Annotated in this window: 16 protein-coding genes; 1 reads left to right on the plus strand and 15 read right to left on the minus strand. The window is 43.6% G+C overall.

Annotated features, from left to right (window positions below):
* Window positions 1–14: 14 nt before the first annotated feature.
* The 3 genes from K7887_RS18835 to K7887_RS18845 form a co-directional block, all read right to left on the minus strand.
* A complete protein-coding gene (locus K7887_RS18835) occupies window positions 15–494 on the minus strand; it encodes a DsrE/DsrF/DrsH-like family protein (RefSeq protein ID WP_029326530.1) in 480 nt (159 codons plus the stop codon).
* Between the two features lie 37 nt (window positions 495–531).
* Window positions 532–759, minus strand: coding sequence for a sulfurtransferase TusA family protein (locus tag K7887_RS18840; protein ID WP_223491158.1), 228 nt, complete (start codon window positions 757–759; stop codon window positions 532–534).
* Between the two features lie 240 nt (window positions 760–999).
* Window positions 1000–1260, minus strand: coding sequence for a metal-sensitive transcriptional regulator (locus K7887_RS18845; RefSeq protein ID WP_010196754.1), 261 nt, complete (start codon window positions 1258–1260; stop codon window positions 1000–1002).
* 293 nt (window positions 1261–1553) lie between these two features.
* Between K7887_RS18845 and K7887_RS18850 the strand changes: the two genes are divergently transcribed.
* Entirely contained in the window at window positions 1554–3974 is a 2421-nt protein-coding gene (locus K7887_RS18850) for a beta-galactosidase (RefSeq protein ID WP_223491159.1), read from the plus strand.
* A gap of 242 nt (window positions 3975–4216) precedes the next feature.
* Here K7887_RS18850 and K7887_RS18855 read toward each other — a convergent pair whose 3' ends face one another.
* The 12 genes from K7887_RS18855 to K7887_RS18910 form a co-directional block, all read right to left on the minus strand.
* Entirely contained in the window at window positions 4217–4975 is a 759-nt protein-coding gene (locus K7887_RS18855) for a sugar phosphate isomerase/epimerase family protein (RefSeq protein ID WP_223491160.1), read from the minus strand.
* A gap of 70 nt (window positions 4976–5045) precedes the next feature.
* Complete coding sequence (locus K7887_RS18860; RefSeq protein WP_223491161.1) at window positions 5046–6014, minus strand: sugar phosphate isomerase/epimerase family protein; 969 nt, start codon at window positions 6012–6014, stop codon at window positions 5046–5048.
* Window positions 6015–6029: 15 nt separating this feature from the next.
* Complete coding sequence (locus K7887_RS18865; RefSeq protein ID WP_223491162.1) at window positions 6030–7067, minus strand: Gfo/Idh/MocA family protein; 1038 nt, start codon at window positions 7065–7067, stop codon at window positions 6030–6032.
* Between the two features lie 13 nt (window positions 7068–7080).
* Entirely contained in the window at window positions 7081–7803 is a 723-nt protein-coding gene (locus K7887_RS18870) for a ThuA domain-containing protein (protein WP_223491163.1), read from the minus strand.
* A 420-nt stretch (window positions 7804–8223) separates the two neighbouring features.
* Complete coding sequence (locus K7887_RS18875; RefSeq protein ID WP_223491164.1) at window positions 8224–9210, minus strand: LacI family DNA-binding transcriptional regulator; 987 nt, start codon at window positions 9208–9210, stop codon at window positions 8224–8226.
* A gap of 163 nt (window positions 9211–9373) precedes the next feature.
* Complete coding sequence (locus K7887_RS18880) at window positions 9374–10489, minus strand: Gfo/Idh/MocA family protein (RefSeq protein WP_223491165.1); 1116 nt, start codon at window positions 10487–10489, stop codon at window positions 9374–9376.
* Window positions 10490–10591: 102 nt separating this feature from the next.
* Complete coding sequence (locus K7887_RS18885) at window positions 10592–13936, minus strand: GH36-type glycosyl hydrolase domain-containing protein (RefSeq protein ID WP_223491166.1); 3345 nt, start codon at window positions 13934–13936, stop codon at window positions 10592–10594.
* A gap of 192 nt (window positions 13937–14128) precedes the next feature.
* Entirely contained in the window at window positions 14129–16288 is a 2160-nt protein-coding gene (locus K7887_RS18890) for a glycoside hydrolase family 3 N-terminal domain-containing protein (RefSeq protein ID WP_223491167.1), read from the minus strand.
* 154 nt (window positions 16289–16442) lie between these two features.
* On the minus strand, window positions 16443–17402 hold the full coding sequence (locus K7887_RS18895; protein ID WP_223491168.1) for a carbohydrate ABC transporter permease: 960 nt from the start codon (window positions 17400–17402) through the stop codon (window positions 16443–16445).
* A 14-nt stretch (window positions 17403–17416) separates the two neighbouring features.
* Window positions 17417–18280, minus strand: a complete 864-nt coding sequence (locus K7887_RS18900) for a carbohydrate ABC transporter permease (protein ID WP_223491169.1) — start codon at window positions 18278–18280, stop codon at window positions 17417–17419.
* Window positions 18281–18282: 2 nt separating this feature from the next.
* Window positions 18283–20544, minus strand: coding sequence for a DUF5696 domain-containing protein (locus K7887_RS18905; RefSeq protein WP_223491170.1), 2262 nt, complete (start codon window positions 20542–20544; stop codon window positions 18283–18285).
* Window positions 20537–22561: a YIP1 family protein gene (locus tag K7887_RS18910; RefSeq protein ID WP_223491171.1), complete on the minus strand. Its 2025-nt coding sequence runs from the start codon at window positions 22559–22561 to the stop codon at window positions 20537–20539. Before K7887_RS18910 ends, K7887_RS18905 begins: the two co-directional genes overlap by 8 nt.
* Window positions 22562–22565 lie beyond the last annotated feature (4 nt).

The raw sequence follows: 22565 nt of genomic DNA on the forward strand, positions 1-22565 counted from the left end.
CTAGCCACACCCCTTTAGATGAATAAGTTCACATTACCTTCAGAAGCATCGCCTAAATATGCGCCAACCCCTGCGTACTCGATTCCGTCAATCATCTCTTCGTGCTTCAAGCCAAGTAAGTCCACTGTCATTTGGCAGCCAACAAGTTTAACATCTTGCTCTTTCGCCATTTCAATCAAGCTCGGTAAAGACTGCACATTATGCTTTTTCATGATGCCTTTAATCATTTTCGGACCCATGCCGGCCATGTTCATCGTAGATAATGGCAACTTGTTAGCTCCGCGTGGCATCATTTTGCCGAACATTTTTTCAATAAAGTTTTTCTTAACTGGAACAAGCTCCTCTTTACGAAGTGCATTCAAGCCCCAGAATGTGTGGAAAATCGTTACTTCGTGATCATAAGCTGCAGCACCGTTAGCAATAATATAAGCTGCCATCGCTTTGTCATAGTCACCGCTGAAAAGTACAATCGTTGTTTTTTTCTTTTCCATGATAAGATCCTCTCCCTTTGTTTTTTTGTTTTATTTGTCGTTACGCTTTTTTAATATAGAAAGTAAATACGTCGTTTTCTTCTTTCATGTCTAATAGCACGTTTCCAGTTGCTTTGCACCATGCAGTAAGGTCAGTCTTCGCACCCTTGTCTGTAGAGATAACCTCTAGAATCTCACCGCTGTTCACTTCATTTAAAGCTTTCTTCGTTTTCACCAATGGCATTGGGCAAGCTAATCCTTTTGCGTCTAATACTTTGTTTACATTCATGTTTTATTCCTCCTATTTTTGTTACCCCTGGGGGTATATTGTAAGTTAAAAAAATATAGTTGATATTTTTATACCTGGTAGGGTATATTTTACTTCAAAAAAATACGGGTTGATCTAAATACCCTTAGGGGTATAATAACATATAAAAAAATATGATGCAACCTTCCATTCAAATACCCTAGTGGGTATCTATAACTTTATAATATACCACTCAGGGTATATTATCAAGTACTTTTTTTACTACCTGCTTTTAATAAGAAGATCAACCGCTTGTTGTACCATTTCGCTAGTCTCTTCACCTTTTAGTACATTTTCTCGAACGCATTGCTCCAAGTTTGTACTAACGATGACGCCAATGGCACGTTCAATTGCAGTAGTTGCTGCATTTAACTGCGATACCACATCTCGGCAATCTTCACCTTGCTCCATCATATGAAGAACTCCTCTGATTTGCCCTTCAGCACGTTTCAAACGATTCTTCATTTGGTTTGTGTATTCCATAGCAGACATGCACCTCCTGTTGAAAATGATGTAGTAACAATGTCTATGCTCATATATTATACCCCTTAGGGTATATTGTCAACCCTTTTAAAAAGAATTCTTTTTCTTCCTTATTATATAAAATGCTGTTAGTTAGAATCATTTATACCAATACAATGACACCTCCTTTTAATAAAATCGTTTCAACAAACACCTATTTGTGGTAGGATTATTCTTGTATATTAATTAGCGAAACGTTTCGATTCAATGTTTTTGTAAGCGCTTTTTATTTTACATTAAGGGGATGAAAAGACATGATTGAAATTAAAAATAAACAGATACTCATAGATGGAGAACCTGTACTTATTATGTGCGGAGAAATACATTACTATCGGTTGGAACGGAAAGAATGGCAGGATCGCATCAACAAACTGAAGGATGCAGGCTGTAATGCGGTCGCAACATATATCCCATGGTTGTGCCATGAACCAGTTGAAGGACAGTTGGATCTTGATGGCCGCACTCGACCTGAATTGGATTTGGGTGCATTTATCGACCTTTGTGCCGAAAATGATTTATATTTCTTTGCCAGACCAGGCCCGTTCATTATGGCAGAGATGAAAAATGAAGGGATACCTCATTGGGTATCTAAGAAGCACCCGGAAGTTGTTCCAGTCGGTTGGGATGGAAATGCAGCAACAACACCAACACTCGATTACTTGGCTCCAAACTTTTTAAAAGAAACAAAAAAGTGGTATGAGGCAGTGATGGCAGTAATCGCTCCCCGCTTGCACACAAACGGCGGCAATATTATTGGAGTACAGCTTGATAATGAAATCGGGATGCTATCTTGGGTCAGCAACTGTCCAGATTTGACAGAGCAGTTGTTGGAGGACTTTTCTCGTTGGTTAAATGAGAAATACGAAGAGACAGAGTTAAAGGAACGGTATCCAATTAATCTGCATGATGCATCCGAGAGAATCACTGGTATCCGCTCTCCAAAAGAAAAGTATGCAGCCGAATTGATGCGCGACCTTGGCCATTACATGAGAGATCGCTTTGCACGCTATGTTGCTATTTTGCGCGATTATGCTGAAGAGTTCGGTGTGAAGGATGTTCCATTCATCGTCAATATTCATGGAACAGGCGGCGGCCGCGGATTAACGTATCCGATTGGTATCTCCCAGCTTTATGAATCCTACACCCAAAGTGAGGGGTATATGTCTGGTTCAGATATTTACTTTGGAGACTTGGATATGGAGTCATTCCAAGATCTTTACTTGATTAATGGTTTTATGGACGCCGTGCACAATCCTGATCAGCCTTTGACTAGCGTCGAATTTAACTGTGGCGATGGCAACTTTGGGGAAACATATGGCGGTCGCTATGACGTTTCCGCAGCCGATTTTAAAACAAGAATGTGTATCGCACAAGGAAATCGTCTGATCAACTATTACCTATTTACCGGTGGCTATAACTATAAGATGGATGAAGCAGCAGGCGACGGGAACGGCCGAATCGCATCTACGGGAAAACGTCACGGTTTTGCAGCACCGGTCAATCCAGAGGGCAAGCTCAACTACACATTCCCTCGCATGGCCTGTTCCATCAAAACGATGATGGCAGTCGGCGACAAACTTGCCGCAATGGACGAAGACAGAGATTCGGTGGCATTTGCGTTCATCCCAGACTATTACATGACTGAATACCGTTATCCTGAAAGCATGAAAATGCGGGATATCGTTGATAATATTACGATGCACCGCGGAGCAGGCGCTTGGGAAATTGTTGCCCGTGCCATGCTGCTTGGAAGCTACCGTTTCAGTTCCGTGGATGTGCAAAATAAAGAATTGGACCCGCAAGTAACCAAGGCGCTTGTGCTGCCTTCTGCACGCTATATGGACAGAGAGGTTCAGCTGAAATTGGTGGAGTATTTAAAGCGCGGTGGAGGAATTCTGTTATACGGTGAGGTACCGACTTTTGATATGGAAGGGAAACCTTTTACTGCACTTGCAGATGCACTTGGCGTGAAACCTTTAGGTGTAACATTCAATGAGCATGGTCGCTTTATGTCATTAACAGCAGACGGATGGGCAGCTGAACGACCTGAAATTCGCACTTATTTTGCACAGACATTTGAGCTTGGTTCAAATGCAGAAGCCGTCATGCGTGTAACGGAATCGGATGATGTATGTGGTTTTGACGCGAAGGTTGGCGAAGGTCGTGCCATCGTGCTTTCTACCGCTTACCGTTGCGATATCGACCTTTTCAAAACAGCACTGGAGCGACTTGGTGCGGTTGCAGGCCTAACTCATGATTGCGATTACCATGGAATATTCTCGACTTCTGTATCTAGTGGTGATGAGCGTTTTATTCATCTTTTGAATTTGGATGGTTTTGAAAAGGAAATTCAGGTTCGTTTAGACGGTGAAAAGCTCTTGGGAGGCCGCACGTTCACCCTTCAAAGCAAGGACGGCGTGATGCTTCCTGTGAATGTATCCTTGGAGAAACCCGGAGTGAAAGTAGTTTATTCGACTGCTGAAATTATGGAGGTTACCGCTGACTCCATTGCCTTCCGACTGACACAAAGCAGTGACAGCATTCTCTTGGAAATAAACAGGGGTGTAGTGGAGCATGCTGATTATAATGTGGAAGAGGTTGATTCTTCAAAAGTATTGATTACTTCTAAAAAACATGGAAAAATAGATGATCATTTAGTGGTTAATTTCAAATAGTAAGCTACAAAGAGCTGTCCAGGTACCTTTTTTCTTCAATTGAAGTTTGGTATCTGGGCATTTTTGTTGTGAATTAGTCGAGTTCGTGCGGAAACCGGGTGAGTTGATGCCAAAATGATGCGAGTTCGTGCCAAACCCCCCCGAGTTCATGCCAAAACCCATCGAGTTCATGCCGATTTCCAAAATCCATCAAAAAAACAGGCAACCTCCCATACTCCGGCGGCCACCTGTTACAAAAAACATTAAATTTTCTCCATCATCCCTTGCAGGTTCCCAATACTCACACGCAAGCTGTCCAAAGGATTCCCCGGACATACGTCCTGCTCGATGATATACCATTTCACGCCGTTCTCTTCTCCCCAACGCAATACCGGTGCAAAGTCGATGACTCCTGTACCTACTTCGGCAAAGCTTCCTTCCTCACCGGCAGCCATATCTTTCATATGTAATGTAGGAACACGGCCAGCTAATGGTGACAAGAAATCCAGAACATCATGACCTGCTTTCGTTACCCAATAAACATCCAGTTCGGCATGGATCAAGTTATCGGCACTTGGCTCAAGTATGTACTCCAAGACTACCTTGCCGTCAATTTCCTTATGAAACTCGAAATCATGGTTATGATAGCTGATGGTGTACCCGTCTTTTTTCAATACAGCAGCAAGCTCGTTCAACTCAGCCTTCAAAGAAACATAATATTCCTCCGTACGGTCCTCTTCTACCACATAAGGCATAATAAGGTGCTTTGTACCAAACAGTTCCGCTTCATCCAACACGGCAGGAAGCTCGTTGCGTAATCGATCCAAACCTATGTGCATACCGGCAACGGATAACCCTAATTCCTTCAGTGCTGCGGCAATTTCTTTTGGGTCATAGCCATAAAGTCCCGCCATCTCTACTCCAGCGTAGCCCATTTCTTTTAGCTCTTTTAGTACTCCAATAAAATCTTTTTCCAATAGGTCACGTACAGTATAAAGCTGTGCTGCAATTTTATGTTTCATCTTCATCCACCTTCCATTTTATAAAAACAAGCAACCAAGAGTCCCCTTGGTTGCTATATTCGTTATATCCTTACACCCACCACATATCAGCAGGTTGTTCTTTGATCAATACAGATTGAAGGTTCGACACCGCGCGTGCAAAGCCCTCTTCAATCGACATGATTGGGTCTTCATGCTCGATGCTTACTACATAATCGTAACCGTACGTGCGCAGCGCACTCATCATGTCCGACCACTCTTGAACACTATGACCGCATCCTACAGAACGGAAACTCCATGCCCGGGTTTGCACTTCGCCATATGGCTGCATGTCTGTTAAGCCGTACATGTTCACATTGTCCTGATCGATGTAAGTGTCTTTTGCATGGAAATGATGGATGGCTCCAGCTTTTCCTAAGATTTTGATTGCTGCAACAGGGTCAATACCTTGCCACCAAAGATGGCTTGGATCCAGGTTTGCGCCGATTGCAGGAGATGTTAACTCACGAAGTTTGAGCATCGTGTGTGGCGTATGTACCAAGAATCCGCCGTGCAGTTCAAGACCGATTTTGATGTTACGCTCTTCTGCGTACTTCCCTACTTCTTTCCAATAAGGTACAAGCTTTGTTTCCCACTGCCAGGTCAGGACGTCGCCAAACTCATTTGGCCAAGGTGCAACAGGCCAGTTTGGTGCTTTTGCATTTTCGCTGTCACCAGGAACACCGGAGAAGCAGTTCACTACTTCAACCCCTGTCAAAGCAGCAAGATCTATCGTTTTCAACAACGTTTCATGCGATTCTTTTGCAAAAGCCTCATCTGGTGAAATTGGGTTACCGTGGCAGCTGAATGCACTGATTTGCAAGCCGCGGGAATGGATTTCTTCCATATAAGTATTGCGTGCCCCTTCGTCCTCAAGAAGAGTATCCAGTGGACAATGGTTGTTGCCAGGATAGCAGCCTGTTCCGATTTCTACTGCATCCAGACCTGCCGCTTTCACATAATCAAGCATTTCCGTGAAAGATTTATTTGCAAAAAGGACTGTAAATACGCCTAGTTTCATAAGTGTTCACGCTCCTTAGTTCAATTCGTTTTGGATGTTGACAATCTTCTTCGTTTCGTTGGATTCAAGCGCTCCTAAAATAACCATCAAGGAGTTCTTTCCTTCGTTTCCGTCTACAAGTACTTCTTTGTTTTCAAGGATGCTTGTTACAAAATGGTCAATTACATGAGAACCAGTTTGTCCGCCTGCATCATTGCTTTGGATTTTGCCTAGCTCGTAGCGAACTGTTTCACCAGTTGCATATTGTACAACTAAAGAGTGAGTCGGATCGTCTTCAAGGCGAAGAACCGCTTTTTCCGCATAGATGATCGTCGAGTTATCTTCACGCTTGTAAGACCAGCTAGCAGCAAGTGTTCCAACAATTCCGCTTTCCGTTCTTAACGCGCAAACTGCCGTGTCATCCACATCTGTGTTTTCTTTTGAAGAAGTTTCGATGAATGCTCCCACTTCCACGATTTCTTCCCCTAAAAGGTAACGCATCAAATCAGACTTGTGGACACCAAGGTCTCCCATCGCACCGATAAATGCTTCTTCTTTACGGAAGAACCAGCTGTCTTTTCCGTCTACACTCCAGCCTTCTGGTCCAGGGTGGCCGAATGCTGTGCGGAAGCTATAGATTTTCCCTACTTCGCCGCTTTCGATCAGTTGCTTCGCTTTTTGGTGGGATGGAACAAAACGTTGGTTGTGCGCGATCATCAGTTTTTTGCCAGATGCCTTCGCTGCAGCAATCATTTCATCCGCTTCTTCTTTAGACGTTGCCATCGGCTTTTCACATAAAACATGCGCTCCAGCTTTGGAAGCATAGATGGATACAGGGGCATGCAGGTAGTTCGGTGTGCACACACTCACAACATCCAATTCTTCACGGTCGATCATTTCTTGGTAGCTTTCATATGCTTTCCCGCCATATGTTTCAACAGCTTGCTCTGCTCGTTCTAAAACAACATCACATAGTGCTACAAGCTCTACATTTGGGTTTGCATGGTACTCCGGTAAATGGCGGTGTTTAGCGATACTTCCGCATCCTACTACTCCAACTCGTAATTTCTTCATTTTGTAATCCCCCTTATTTGCTTTTGATTTCTTCTAATGGTTTTGCATTTCCGTAATATACATCGCCGATTGTTGTCGGTTTTGCCCAGTTAACGGCATTCTTGATAACTTTTTGAACTTTTTCATGATAGTAAGTCGGGTATGTTTCATGACCTGGACGGAAGTAGAATACTTTCCCTCTTCCGCGCTTGTATGTGCAACCGCTGCGGAAAACCTCTCCGCCCTCAAACCAGCTTACAAACACTAGCTCGTCCGGATCTGGAATATCGAAGTGCTCGCCATACATTTCCTCGCGCTCGATATCGATGTGCTCCCCGATTCCTTCTGCGATTGGATGACCTGGAGATACTACCCAGATGCGTTCTTTTTCGTCTGCTTCTCTCCATTTCAAGTCACAAGTTGTACCCATCAATGTTTTGAAAATTTTAGAGAAATGACCAGAGTGAAGAACGATCAATCCCATTCCGTCTAGTACTCTATTTTTTACGCGGGTGACGATCTCATCGCTCACATCGTCATGCGCTACATGGCCCCACCATAAAAGAACGTCTGTGTTATTTAGCACTTCTTCCGTAAGTCCGTGCTCTGGCTCGTCCAATGTAGCAGTTGTTACTTCGTAGTCTTCTTCTTTTAGGAAGGATGCGATGGCACCGTGGATACCTTCTGGATATACTTCTCTCACTTTTTCGTTTGTTTGTTCATGTCGGTTTTCATTCCATACAGTTACTTTAATCATTGCTTGTTGCTCCTTTCCTTGCTACCAGTCTATTTGGGTTACACCGCTGCTGATTTCCGCGCCAGGCTTCGCTTTCCGCGGGGCCCTGCTGGAGCCTCCTCGGCAAGCCTGCGGGGTCTCCACCTAGCGCTATCTTCCGCAGGAGTCTACGCCTTTCGCTCCAATCATCAGCTAGGTTACTTATATTTTTGCAAAATCTCTAACTCTATTAATTTATTGTGGTTGAGCATGTGGGAACGTTTCCATATTGCTGTATATGTAACGTCTCATGATAACTCTCCTACATTATAAATGGATAATAAAGCGTTTTCAATGTTAAAGTCCGAACTAGATGGTAAAATTCCGACTTCCTTTCGGTGACACCTGACATAAAAAAGAGCATACCCCGTCATAACAGACATGGTATGCTCAACATGTACCTTACTTAACCGACTTCCGCTCCACAATCTCGGTAGAAAGATTATAGTAATTTTCGACTGAATCCTCTTTTGCCAACGCTTGGAACACAACATGTACTGCTAATGCCCCAACTTCATACTTCGGCTGTCTTACCGTTGTCAAAGGCGGACTCACATATTCAGCGAGCTGGATATCATCATAACCAATGATGGAAATATCCTCAGGCACGCTGATTTTGTTCTCTTTAAATGCTTGCAGACCGCCGATTGCCATCTCATCATTGGCATAGAAGATGGCTTCTGGAAGCTGGCGTTGCGCGATCAGCATTTTCGTTGCTCGGTAGCCGCCTTCACGCGTAAAATCACCAGACAGCTTCCATTTGTTCTGGTATTGGATGCCGTGGTCCTTTAAAGCAGACATATACCCGTCAAAACGCATCTCGTTATCATGGGAGTTCATTGGTCCGCTCACATAGCCGATTTCGCGATGCCCTTTGTTAATCAGGTACTCTGTTGCCGCATATCCTCCGTGAATATTGTCCACTTCCACTTGATACACAAACTCATGATCAAGTTTTCGGTCAAGCACCACAATCGGGAAGCCTTCGCGGGCTGATTCAAATACAATATCATTTGTTATATTATGGGCAAGGATGATCGCACCATCCACCCTTTTTTCTTTTAAAAATTTGGCTGCCGTTGATTGTGCACCACCAACAGAGCTGCATGCTATCAGGTCATAACCATTTGCCATGGTAACTTCCTGTACCCCTTTGATGAGTTCGGAATAGAATGGTCCAGATAGATCCCTTAAAATAAGGGCAATGGTATTCGTCTTTGTTCTTTTTAAATCAGAAGCAAAGCCATTTTTAAAATAGTTCAATTCCCTAGCCGCTTCTTGCACCTTTTTCATCGTAGCCGGACTGACCTTGTTTACATTATTCAATGCATAGGATGCTGTTGAAACAGCTACTCCGGCCAGCTTTGCCACATCTTTGATTGTTGCCACCTTGTTTAACCCCCTTATGAAGACAAACCACATGTCCAAAAACGACATCTGAATCCGCCCCTGTTCGAAACGTTTCAATCACCTATCTCTAGCATAATGTAAACGTTGCTATTATTCAATAGTTTATAGCTTCCATAGAGGGTTTCTTAAAAGAATATGCTGCTTAATTTTTAAACAAATCCTGATTTTCCTGACTCAATCCAAAAGGCAGGATTTCCGGGCGCGAACAATCATTTTTTATGTGAATATGTTTTCCCTCCACAGAAGACTCGTGGATGGCATGCATTACCTCTAGAACCTGCAAGGCCATCTGTCCATTTGCTCTGTGAGGTCTGCCGGCTCTGATTGCATGTGCCATATCAGCCGCACCAATCCCTCTGCTGTTATCAGAGTAACCGTACTCCAGTGGAACTTCCTTAAAATCGTGCTCCCCAAGTTCTCGGACCCGAATTGCACCGCCAAAATTATTCGGATCAGGAACACTTAATGTTCCTTTTGTGCCGTAGATTTCCATGCAAGGAAGCTGTGTACCGCCCATCACATCAAAACTTGTAATTAATGTTCCTACCTCTCCATTTTCAAAATCAAGCAAGCCTGTGACATGTGTTGGTGTTTCCACTTGGATTTGGCGTCCGTAATCTTCTTCTCTTGTTACGGTCCGCTTTTCAAAAGCAGATTGGGTCGAGCCTGTCACTCGTTTAATTGGTCCCAAAAGGTGGATGAAAGCCGTTAAATAATAAGGGCCCATATCAAACATCGGCCCGCCGCCCTTCTGGTAGTAGAAGTCAGGTGCAGGATGCCAGCCTTCAGGACCGGCCCCAAGCATGAAACCTGTAGCTGCAACAGGCTTGCCAATAACGCCTTCATCGATTAGTTTGCGGCAGGTTTGCAGCGCACCGCCAAGGAAGGTATCCGGGGCACAACCAACACGGAGCCCTTTTTTCTCAGCGAGTTCTAAAAGTCTTTTCCCTTCTTCTACTTCTATCGTCAGTGGTTTTTCAACAAATACGTGCTTGCCCGCTTCAAGTGCAACAAGTGTCACTTCATAATGTGCTTTAGGAATGGTCAGATTGATGACCATTTCAATTTCCGGATCTGCTAGCATTTCTTCGACCGTGTAAACTTTCTCCACTTTATACTCTGCTGCCTTCTCTTTCGCACGTTCCAGGTTCAAGTCCGCTACTGCGACAATATCCAAGATGGAAAATTTGGTTGGCGCTTCTAAATAAATACCGCTGATCGTACCTGTACCGATGACTCCAACTTTCACTTTTTTCAAGATTTTCTCTCCTCACAAAGAAATACGGCGCACATAAATCTACGCCGTATTCCATATTTAAATTGGTATCTTCCTATTTTACCCTTTTAGTGGGAAAAAAGCTTAGATAAATACCTCGATCTTATTTTCACCTGCAAGCAGAAGCTGGTTTAACTCTTCCTTGCTGATGACAAATCCTCCATCACGATAGCGGTTGGAAACTTTAGCTCCAACAACTACTGTGCCATTTACACGGACTTCCTTCTGTTCTTGACCTAACTGGTAAACAAACTGAACATCATGTCCATTTACTTTATAGGTAAAATGCAGCCCGTCAAGATCTGCTGGTAGTACAGGATCCACTACAAGGTCTCCAGCTTGGAAACGGATACCCAGGCAGTTGGAAATCAATTGGTTCATGTAGATTCCCGGTCCGCTAGAGTAAATTCTCCAGCCGCCTTTTACTTTTACAGTGCCATCGCGCAGCTTGCCGAATTGTTCTTGTGCTTCGTAACGGTCGTTGAACTGTCCGTCAGAAGAACTGAAGTAGGCGTTGCTTTGACGGCGTTCCGCGTTTGGCACCGCCTTTTGAATATTGATTGGATTGATGGTATTCAAACCTCTCCATACTTCATCCGTCTTCCCAAGCTTGGCCATTGCTTCCACATAGCGGATATGTGCATGCACATATTGAAGTCCGATTTCGCGGCCGAAGTTTGCGGCTTGTTCTGCACGCTTAAAGTGAGTGCTGACACCACCTGCATAGTTTGCCGGACGGTTCATAAGGCGTACGCCGTCAGGGCAGTACAACTCTTTCTTAATCAGCTCAAAATGTGCTTTCGCTTGTTCTGGTGTCAATAGTTCACTGATCATGCTACGAGTCATCGGCAGCAAACGATAATGAATGCCTGTTTTCGTATCTTCAGGGTGTACCATCAATTCCGGTTTGTCCTGATCTTCCATGTAGACGAAACCAGGAATCACTTCAGATGCAAGCATGTATTTGTTAAAATCAATTTCAATGCCTTTTGCTAATGCCTTCAGGTCTGCTGCTTCATCTGTCAATACTTCCTCAAGTGCTTTGGAAAGTGTGTTCAATACTTGATAGGTTAAGGAAACGGTCCAGCTCGATACCATGTATTGCTTTAACTGTGCATTTGCCGGCTGAAGCGTGTCATCCCAGTCTCCATCCCCATAGGAGGATAGGAATGTATCATGTAAGAAGTGATCCTTAATGTATTGAATTTCTTTTTTCGCATGTTCCAACACAGTAGCTTTTTCTTCTGTGAAATGGAAAGCACCACGAACAGTGTAAGGAACCTTTTCTTCTAAAATAGAGTAGTCCTTTGTAATGGTCAGATAATCACTTAACACTTTTAATGGCCAAACGATGATATCTCCATGGCTTTCTTCACTTTGGATACGATTGTATTGATCGAACATGAACCATTGCGGCCAGTTCCCTGTATCCTCATATTGGTGAGTGTACACTTTTTTGATGATTTCCTTCACGCTTTCGTAGTTTTGCGTTGCCATGAAGTATTCCGTCGGCCCCTGGCATACATCACGCGTTCCCCATGCCGCTCCACCGTACTGCTCAAGGCCATGTGGCACAGAGTAGTGAACAAGCATGTTGTGTGTGTACCACCATGCAGTGGCATTCATTTTTTCTAGCTCTTCCTTGCTTTCGCTGCCCAATGACAACTTGAATCCGTTCATCACTTTTTCAAAAAATGCACGGTAACGCTCTACCTCTGTAGCAAAGTCCGGAGTCGCAAATTCCCTCTCTTCCCCGTGTAACAAGCCTTGAACCGTCATCGTCCAGCTCACTGTTGCTTCTGTTTCCAATACGACAAGGGAAGCAGATCCAGGAGTCGTTCCTTCTGCAAGCTTTGTTTCGTCGCTAACAGTAAAGTCCGCGCCTTCCACAGTCAGTTTATAAGCCAGGTCAGGGTAAACAAGTTTGCTGTCAGACCCTTCCACCGCTGTGAACGTCAGCACTTTGCCGTCCTGTTTCATATCATAAGAAACAACCAGCTCATTGTTGTTCATGGAGATTTGATTTGTAACAAGGTAGCGATAGTTTTTGCCGTTTTCAGACGTTACCTCTAATTGAATGTCAGGAGAATCTACTACCGTATAGTTTGTTACCACAATCACATCATCTGCCGTTTTGTAGTACCAGCGAGCATAGTTAAAGCCGATTTCAAACAAAGTAGGCATCGTTAATAGGTTGTACTGTCCTTCCACTTCCACATAGATACGCTGTCCGGAAGTTTTCATGACATTTAATGCATTACGGGCATTTGTCATCATCTTATGGAAAGAAGTGTTGCCCACCACAAGCTGCGAGTTGAAGATTCCGTACATATAAGAAGTGGAGGTGATGATGTTTTCCGTCATTTTGTCATTATTGCCTGACATGATGATATGGCCGTGCGGACGCTCGACGATAAGCTCTTTTTCTTTTAACACGATATGCTCATACGTATCGGTGAAGAAAGATAGCAATGTGTCCCCTTCCCATTCTTCTTGCTGGCGAACCGGGAAGTATTTATCCAGTTCTTCTTTTGTAAAAGAAGTTCCGGAAAGCACTCCGGATAGGTTGGCGTTAGCACTAACTTTCTCCAGCTCTTCAGAAGTGTCAGAAGACAGCCCCTTCACTTCCTCCCAAGCCTGCGCTACCTCCTCTGTAAACTCAAGCTCTGTTACAGCTTCCTGGTGGTTTTCTTTGAAAAGGCCATAAAATACGAAGCTTTTTTGTCCATCAAGCACAACCTTTTCCGATTGCAATCCTGTATAAGCAAATTCATATTGATAGATTTCATTGGCAAGCGTTTCTTTTGTCAACACTTCCGGCTCGTTTGTTTCTTTGTAGGAAAGACCAAAGAATTGGAAACCGTCTGTTGAGTAACCTACTGCTTTTGTCAGGGAACCTTGCTGCAGGTATGGAAAACCTCCAGGTTGTGGCTGGTTTTGACGGGAGCAGACAACATAGCCATTTTGCTTGTCTTCAAATACGGTGTGGTCGATGTATTGAGACAGGTAGGATTCGTTTGTGCGTACAAGTCCTTTGCTTCCGATTCCAACGTCTTGGCCGTAAACGATATCGATTGTTTGACCGGTGCCATTTACGTTTACATCCCAGAACCAGATACCTTTTTCTGATAGACGGAAGTTTACGGAATAGGCGATCTCTGCAACTGTTCCTGCCCATTTGATTTCGTTTTGGGAATTGCTCGTGTTGCTGGTTGATTTTACGCCTAGAAGCGGGTAAGCTTGGATGCCGTTTTCACCGTGAACGCGAAGGTATAGGTTGTTCAGTGCACCGTCGATTGGGTTGGACATCCATTGGTTGATCATGATTTCTTTGTGTGTTGCTTCGAAGAGGTCTCCGCTGTTTAGGAAAGTAAAGCGAACATTTCCGGCTTCTATATTGATCTTTTGATTGGCTGTTGTTGTTTGCATGATTAAAGTCCTCCTTTAATGGTTGGGCTGCTTATACGACGCAGGTGATTTCCGAAAAAGGCTTCGCTTTCCGCGGGGTGGCCTTGAGCCTCCTCGGCTTTGCCTGCGGGGTCTCAACATTGCCACTTCTCCCCTGCAGGAGTCTTCGCCTTTTTCTCCAATCACCTGCTAATACTGCACTTTCTTTACAAACTACTTATTCAAAACGAACTCTTTTATCGTCAATTCGTTGCTGTTCGGGCCGATCATGGCGTGGAATTTGCCTTTGTCGCTTTGGAAGGTCAGGTCCGAATGGTAGTAACGGAGCTGATCTTCTGTGATGGTGAAGGTAATTTGTTTTGTTTCACTAGGCTCTAGCCATACTTTTTCATAGCCTTTTAGTTCTTTAAGCGGGCGGACGATTTCGCCTGAGAGGTCACGGATATAGAACTGAACCGTTTCTTCACCGGCACGCTCACCTGTGTTCGTTATGTTGACTGTCACATCGATGCTGGAGTCTTCTGTTAAACTCTCTGCTGATAGGCTCACATCGCTGTAAGCAAAGGTGGTATAGCTTAATCCATATCCAAATGGCAATAAAGGCTCATTTGGGATATCAAGATAATGCGTGACATAGCGTTCCTGCTTGTTTTCGCCTTGGGGGCGTCCCGTGTTGAAACAGTTGTAGTAGACCGGCACCTGTCCGACAGAATAAGGGAAACTCATCGTAAGTCTTCCAGAAGGGTTCGCCTCTCCGAACAACAGGTCTGCAACGGCTGAACCGGCTTCGGTTCCCGGATACCATGCTTCAAGCAATACATCGGATTCAGCAATCACTCCATGTAAATCTAACGGACGACCATTGAAAAGAACCGTCACGACAGGTTTTCCGAGCTCCCTTATTTTCGCTACAAGCTTTAATTGTGCTTCCGGCAGGCGGATGTCTGCTCGGCAACCACCTTCTCCGCTCATTTCAGATGCTTCCCCAAGTGCAAGGACGATGACATCTGCTTCTTTTGCTGTTTCCACAGCTTTTGTGAGCTGCTCTTCTGTAATCGTTTCGATGTCAGATCCCTGTGCAACCAAAAGGTTCGTTTCAGATGTTTTTGCAAGCAGTCCGTCATATACCTGTACTGCGGCTTCCTTTGAACCTTGCCAGGACCAAGGACCAAGCACGTCCCCATTTTTCGCAAAGGGTCCGATTAATGCGATTCTTTGTTCTTTATTCAACGGTAGAACCTGGTCATTTTTTAAAAGAACACTAGATTTGATGGCAAGTTCTTTTGCCACTTGGCGGTGTTCCTCTGACATGATGACTTCTTTTTCTAGTTCTTCGCTCGTACCGCGGTATGGATTTTCAAAAAGTCCAAGTTTGTTTTTCAGGTTGAGAATACGTAAGACCGATTCATCGATCAGCGTTTCCGAAAGTTCGCCGCTCTCTACAAGGTCTCCAAGATTTTTTGCATAACAGGCTGTCATCATTTCGATGTCCACCCCTGCCTCAAGACCTTTTAGGGCCGCTTCTCTTTCGTCTTCTGCAACACCATGTGGAATCAATTCTTTTACTGCGCCCCAGTCGGAGATCATGACACCGTCAAAGCCCCATTCCTCGCGCAGCAAATCTCTCATCAGCTTTTTGTTTCCCGATGCAGGAATGCCGTCGACCGTGTTAAAAGCAGTCATGACCATCTCACAGCCTTCATCAAGTGCAGCTTTGTAAGCTGGCAAATAGGACTCGCGAAGCTGTCTTTCTGACATGTTGACGGTATTATAATCACGGCCTCCTTCTGGTGCGCCGTATGCTGCAAAGTGTTTGACGCACGCTGCAACACGGTAAGTGTCATTGGTCAAGTCCTCTCCTTGGAAGCCTCGAACAAAGGCCTTGGCAAAGACACTGTTCAGATAAGGATCTTCCCCGGTTGATTCCATCACTCGCCCCCACCTTGGATCTCTTACTAAATCGACCATCGGTGCAAACGTGACATGAACACCAGAGACAGATGCTTCTTTTGCGGCAATTTCTGCACTCTTTTCGGCAAGTTCTGTATCCCATGAACAACCAATTGCAAGAGGTACAGGAAAGATGGTTTTAAATCCGTGGACAATATCTGCCATCATCAGTAGAGGAATTCCTAACCGGTTTTCTGCAAGATGCTCTCGTTGAATATTGGCAACTTCCCATGCTCCTGATGCACCAAGAACGGAGCCGCTGTTTTGCACCACGTCATTTGAGATTCCCATATCTTCAAGAGGACCGGTAATTTCTCCATCCCCTGCTGCCCCTTTATAGAAGAATGTTGCCAATTGCATGAGCTGGGCTATTTTTTCCTCTAACGTCATTTGTTCTAGTAGACTTTCCATGTTTTTAGCCATCCCTAATTACCTCCTCAATCGCATTGCACTAATACGAAACGTTTTCACTTAAAAAATGCATAAATATAAGCTTTTCTGTAATAAAATCTATTGCGTTTGTCGAAACGTTTCTATTTATTTCGATAAAGAGGCCATATTGGCACTCTTTATCCCTTTATTCCCCTGCTATACCAGAGCGGTCAACACCTTCGACAAACCAGCGTTGCGTGATTGCATAGACAACAAGCATCGGCAGAATCGTCATAACCGTACCTGCCATATTGATACCTTCATTTATTTCAGATGCCTCCCCGCCACTTTGCGGGTACATCTGTTGATAGGTTGCTACGAACTTTTGGAGCTCGAGCGGTAAGGTTGTTAATGAGTTACCAAAATAGATCGCTGCCAAATATGTTTCATTCCAGTACCAAACGAAGGAGAACAAGAACGAAATGATGATTGCAGGTGCAGCCATCGGAAGCGCCAGCGTCAAGAAAATACGTAAATATCCCGCTCCATCTAACTGAGCTGCTTCTTCAAGCGCTTTTGGCATCATTTTAAAGAATTGATAGAAAATCAAGATAAAGATTGCACTATTGATTCCTTGTCCAAGTAAGGCTGGGAACAAGAAAGCCTGAATGCTTCCCAGAATACCAATCTCGTTAAAAAATACATAACGAGGGATGACCGTCACTTGAGGAGGAATGATGAACGTCGCCAATACCAGCACAAACATGGTTCGTTTGAATGGAAAGGCAAAGCGTGCAAACCCATAACCAACCACCGCACATACTGCCGTTTGAACGATGGCAGGAATGGCTGTCACATATAGCGATTCCAATAAAGTAGGCAGGAACTTCAATACCGCATAAGCAGATTGATAGTTATCCAGATAAAGTTGCGTCGGGATCCAGTTTACTAGCGGATTTAAAATGTCATCTAAACTTTTCAAACTATAAGATATCATATAAAGCAGCGGGAATAAGTATACAAAGCCAATTCCGATCAACAAGCCGTAAATGAATAGCTTATATAGAAGGCCGTCGTTCCCTTTCATTCCGAAAGCGAGCTTTTTCAACCTGGTCACGATGCCTGTCCCTTTTGGTTTGCGGTTAGTCAGCGATTCGCTTGCCATGATAACGGCCTCCTTTAAGCATAATTTTTTCTTCCTCTAACGGTTAACAACGCTACGGAAATACCCAGTGCAACCGCAATCAATAAGAAGTAGATCCATGATAGGGCTGAGGCATAACCAAAGCCTGTATTGATTTGAAACATATTTGTTTGGATATGCTCGATGACTGGATTTAACGAGAATATCGAGAATGTCACAATCGTATAAACCGTGTTTACGACGATCATTGGGAAAATGCTTGGCAGTGTCACCTTCCAGAAGCATTCCCAGTTGGACGCCCCGTCAATTTTGGCAGCTTCATAGACTTGTGTATCTATTTTTTGCAAGGCTGCCAGGAAAATTAAGAACTGTACCCCGGAGAACCATAAAATAATGATCAGGTTATCCATCAAATACAGGAGAACACTGCTGAATAAGGAATCCGCAGAGAGCATCGTTTCAAATATCGCATAGTCCTTGATGGACGGAATGGATGTCACTCCCTGTGAGATTAATTCATTGATAACCGGGCCGCTCGCAATGATCACCGGCAGAAAGAAAATCATCCGGAAAAAATTACGAAAGCGGATCGGCTGATTCAACAGAATCGCAATGATTAGAGAAAACACAATGATGATGGGCACCGATAACACAAGCTCCTGCACGAACGTCAATAGCTTTTGGGTGAACAATGCGTCCACTGTAAAGGCGTCTTTAAAATTATCAAACTTAACAAAGGTTGTTTGAATGCCCTCGGTGGTAATCCGTACTTTTTGAAAACTTAAGTAAAAAGAATAAAAGAGGGGATAAGCTGTGAATAAGAGAAATCCAAGAATCCATGGTGAGATGAACAATAATCCTGTTAGCGAATTCTTTGAGCGCATGGATAGCTGCTTCATGCTTAATTCCCCCCTTCTTTTATGCTAAATGACGTAGCAGCGACCGTTGTGCCGTCAATGGTAACGTCTGAATCCGTGTAGTTGACGATAATGGATACACCATTTTCATAGACAACTTCTGACACACCTTGTTGATGGACAATGCGATCAACAATCGAGCTGTTCTCTACTTTTCCAAGACTTTCTTTCACTTGACTGTATTGACTGATCAATTCTTCTTTCCAACTAGCAAACTCTGACGTATACAAACCTCTTGAAGGAGTCTTCATTAATAGCTGTGCGGACTCTCTTGTCAGATAAAAGGATGGATATGCACCAAACTCGATCATTCTCAACACTTCTTCCGTTGGATTATGAGAGAAGTTGGAGAAGGTCGCATAATACGGCGTGTAGCCCTTCAAAACAATTTGCAAGAACGGAACGGTGTCCGTCACAAACATATAGTTGGAGGAGTACATCGGCATATCTAAGTACTTGTCCATATAACCCCAAGCGTAGTCATTCGGACGATATAAGGATAAATCAATATTTTGCTCCTGATAATGAGCAAACAGTTCTTGATTCAATTCAATCATCTCTGCCCTTGAAGACGACATGCCTTTATTAAAGTCAGAGAATAGTTTGCTTGCAGTCGTTTCAACTGCGATATTTTCTACCCCATGATCCTTGAAATCAGCTGCATCTTTTTTGGCAATTTCAAGCGATTTCGCAGGGCTGAGATAATAACTGCTATAGCCAAAATGATTTTGCGTCATCGGTTGGCCGTTAATTTTCTTGGAAACATCCTTGCTTCCGGAAAAGCCGGATGCGCCGTCAAAAGCAGTCGTGAAGTCTGTGTGCAAATAGAAAGGAATGTCTTTTTCCTCTAGAGTTTGGATCGTTTCCTCCAAATCCCCTTTACTGCCAACCTTCTTCTCTAACGGAAACTTTTGTGGCAGCGTTCCCGTCAGGCCGCCTTTTGTCCAGCCTCTTAACACCACATGCAGATTATCCACATCGTTTTGCTCTAACTCTTCTACAAAACGAGGAATGTCTTGAATCTCAGTCATTTGCTCAACGGAATTCCATATCAGGCCTTTTTTCGTTTCCCCGCCTAAAAGCTCGAGGCGAAGATCTACCTTGTCCTCATTGTTGTTAGAAAGAGTGCCTTTCTCCTCTAAATGCTGCTGATATCTGTTCGCCATTCCTACATAATCTGCTTCTTCATCAGATAAAAACATGACTTTCTGTTTGATATTGAAGTTGTTTTTTTCTTCCTGGTAGACATTAAATCCACCCATGCTCTTACTTGTCGGCTGAAAATAATTAAAGCGATATTGATAGTCTGATGTTACCCAAAAGAAATCAGTGGATGCCCCAGACGGGTAAGCAAGGATTCTTCCATAGCTTTGGCCTTCCTCAATGAAGGTGATGAAAGCATTTTGCTTTACACCATGTACGGCACCGTACACAGGAACCGAAATCGTCTGTGCCGGGTATGTGTAAACATCTTCTGTGTTTTTCGGTCTTGTAAAGCCTTCATCTTCTCCATAAATGGAACCGATGAATGGTGTATCAGAGCGGAAAGCACTCTTTTCAAAACGCATGAGCGCACCGCTTCCGTCCGGAATAAATAAATAACCGGTGATATCATCCATATGTGCAGCACCAAGGAATGGATATACTTTCATGGCCACAATCTTATTGTAGGTTCCATCTTGTACGCCTTCATCAGGCACATCAATTACAATGCTTTCCTCTTCAAGCGTTACGTTCAGCACTACTTCAATGCTAGAACCTCGGAAATCAATCTCCGCGGTAAAGCCGTTGTCGTTTAATTGAATGCTTGGCTTTGTGTCTTCCGTTAGAATGCTTTCTGTTTTGATGTTTCCGCGACGATCCAAGTAATCAATTGTGAGGGCCGATTGAACCATATCTGTCCATGTATTGTTCAATCGGTAGTTCTCGGAATTATCAACGCCAGAGTGCCAAATATAGCCCGTTTCTTTGTTCTGAATTTTTATAGCCAGCGACTCTTCTTGCACATACAAGGCAAGCTTGTCGTTCTCCGTCACCTTTGTAAAACCTTCAAGGCTTCCTTCGGGCAGAGGTTTATTCTCTCCCTCTGGTTGTGTGAACTGATTGGAATCAAAGCGGAGTGTCTCTTCTCCGAGCTCTGTTTCCACTTCGATATCTTCCAACTCTTCCTTTGATGTCAATGATTCTGCAAAGACAGAAACCGGAAGAATGGCGATAAGCATAGCGAGCAGAATTTTTTTAAACACGGAGAATCACCTCCTGAATGATTGCTGTTACAAAATCAATAACCTGATCCATCAATACGTAGATGATGAAGCATACCAATACGATGATGAGCATACAGAAAATCGTCGTAAAGATGTTTCGTACCGTTCCCCAGAATTCAAAGGCATGAATTTCTTTGATCATGATGAACAAGATAATCAATGACCATCCCATCATCACTTGCATAAAGAAAACATATAAGAAGTACTCATTAAGCGTAAGCACATTTGACATGAGTGTAATTGGAACTAACATCACAATAATCGGTGCCAACGAATAAATGGTTCCAATATAAATATCCGAGAATCTTCCTTCTCCATCGTTGATCGTGCTGACCAGATAGTTAGAAACGATGAAAAGAATGATTGGCAGGAATAATAGTATGAATTCCATGCCGAAATTAATTTGTTCAAGAGAGATACCTCCCCTGAAAATAAATCCTGTAAAATACTTCATAAATAAAAATTCTGCATACAAGATGATGTAAAGAATGGTTGCAGATAAAACGCTGACCCTTCTCTGTCTTTTAATATAATAGAAGCTGTCTATCGGATGACGTAAAAACTTGCCTAAGAATAATAGCTCACTTAAAAGTTTCTTACTTTTAAATGCCTGCCATCTTTTCCTTGCCGGTGCTAAAATCCCTTTCTTTTTATCTGCAAAAAGCAGGCTCGCTCTAATAGCAAATAATCCAATTAAGATAGCAAAAACAGTGCTTAGGTTCTCATTCATCCACTGGTTCCTGATCTCCCAGAAGGAATCCGAATATCCTTCCACATTCCCTACCAGTTCAAAGGATTCCAGGGCCGCTTCATATTCCTGCTGCTTGTAATATGCTTCCCCCATTGCGTTATGGGCAAGGCCAATGGAAGAATTCATCCGCAACACTTCGCTCCAATATTGCTCACTCTCTATGTAAAGCCCTTGAGCATAGAGGGAGATCCCACCATGAAGCATTTCTGCAAAAGCTGTTGGCTCCAGCACTTGAACTGTCCCGCGCTCACGGTCTGTAATAAAAACTCTGCCGAGATTATCTGTTGCAACTCCCGAAGGATCCATAAACAATCCCAGACGGTTTGTTCCATCGTCTTTTCCGCCAAAAATAAAGAGCAGATTTCCAAAACTATCATACTCATAAATTCTTCCATCTTTAGCTAAAACAAAGAAATTTCCAAGTGGCCCCATTGCGATATCTTGAAGATTAGTAATCTCGGAAATGTACGGCGATAAAATATTCCCACCGGCAATGTTCAGCTTTCGAATGACTTCAAAGCTAGTACCGGCTGTAATGGTGTATACAAGCCCTTTTTCATCAATCGCAATGTTAGTAGGCGCAGGCGGCACTTTCAGGAACATGCTAGAGCGCTGCTGATCTGTTGTCAGTGCATCCTGGATGACAGACATTAACGATGGTCTTGTACGGTTTACTCCGAAGAATCCGAGAAATGTACCATCCTGCCCAACCTGGATGATCCCGTTTGTCGAACCCTCTCCGATAATGTAGAGGTTGCCTCGTTTGTCTACGGTAATCTTCTGTGGTTTATACGGTGTTTTTGTCCCAAAAAGGGGAGAATCCGGTCTGCCGTATTCTTGGAGCATTTCGCCTTCTTCAGAAAAACGATATACTTTTTCATTTGTATAATCTGCTACATATATTTGCTGTTCTTCGTCTACAAAAACCCCCGTCGGCATTTGCAGAATTCCTTCTCCGACTTCTAACAGTTTTCTACCATTCTCATCAAACTTGGTGATTTTCTTCGTACCGGAATCAGCCACATACACATCGTTGTTCTGATCGATATAGACATCTTCTGGACTGACAATATCATTCGTACTTCCGAAAAGCCCCACTGGAATATAGGCGGTCTGCGTTTCAATTAGATACCCTTCTGTTGATACCGTCTCTGTATTATATGGAACAGACAGGGCTGCAAAAGATTGCAAAGGAGAAAGGAGGATTAACCATACAGTCAATAAGCCAATAAAAATGCGCTTCATACTC

Source organism: Sutcliffiella horikoshii (assembly GCF_019931755.1).
Classification (GTDB): domain Bacteria; phylum Bacillota; class Bacilli; order Bacillales; family Bacillaceae_I; genus Sutcliffiella_A; species Sutcliffiella_A horikoshii_E.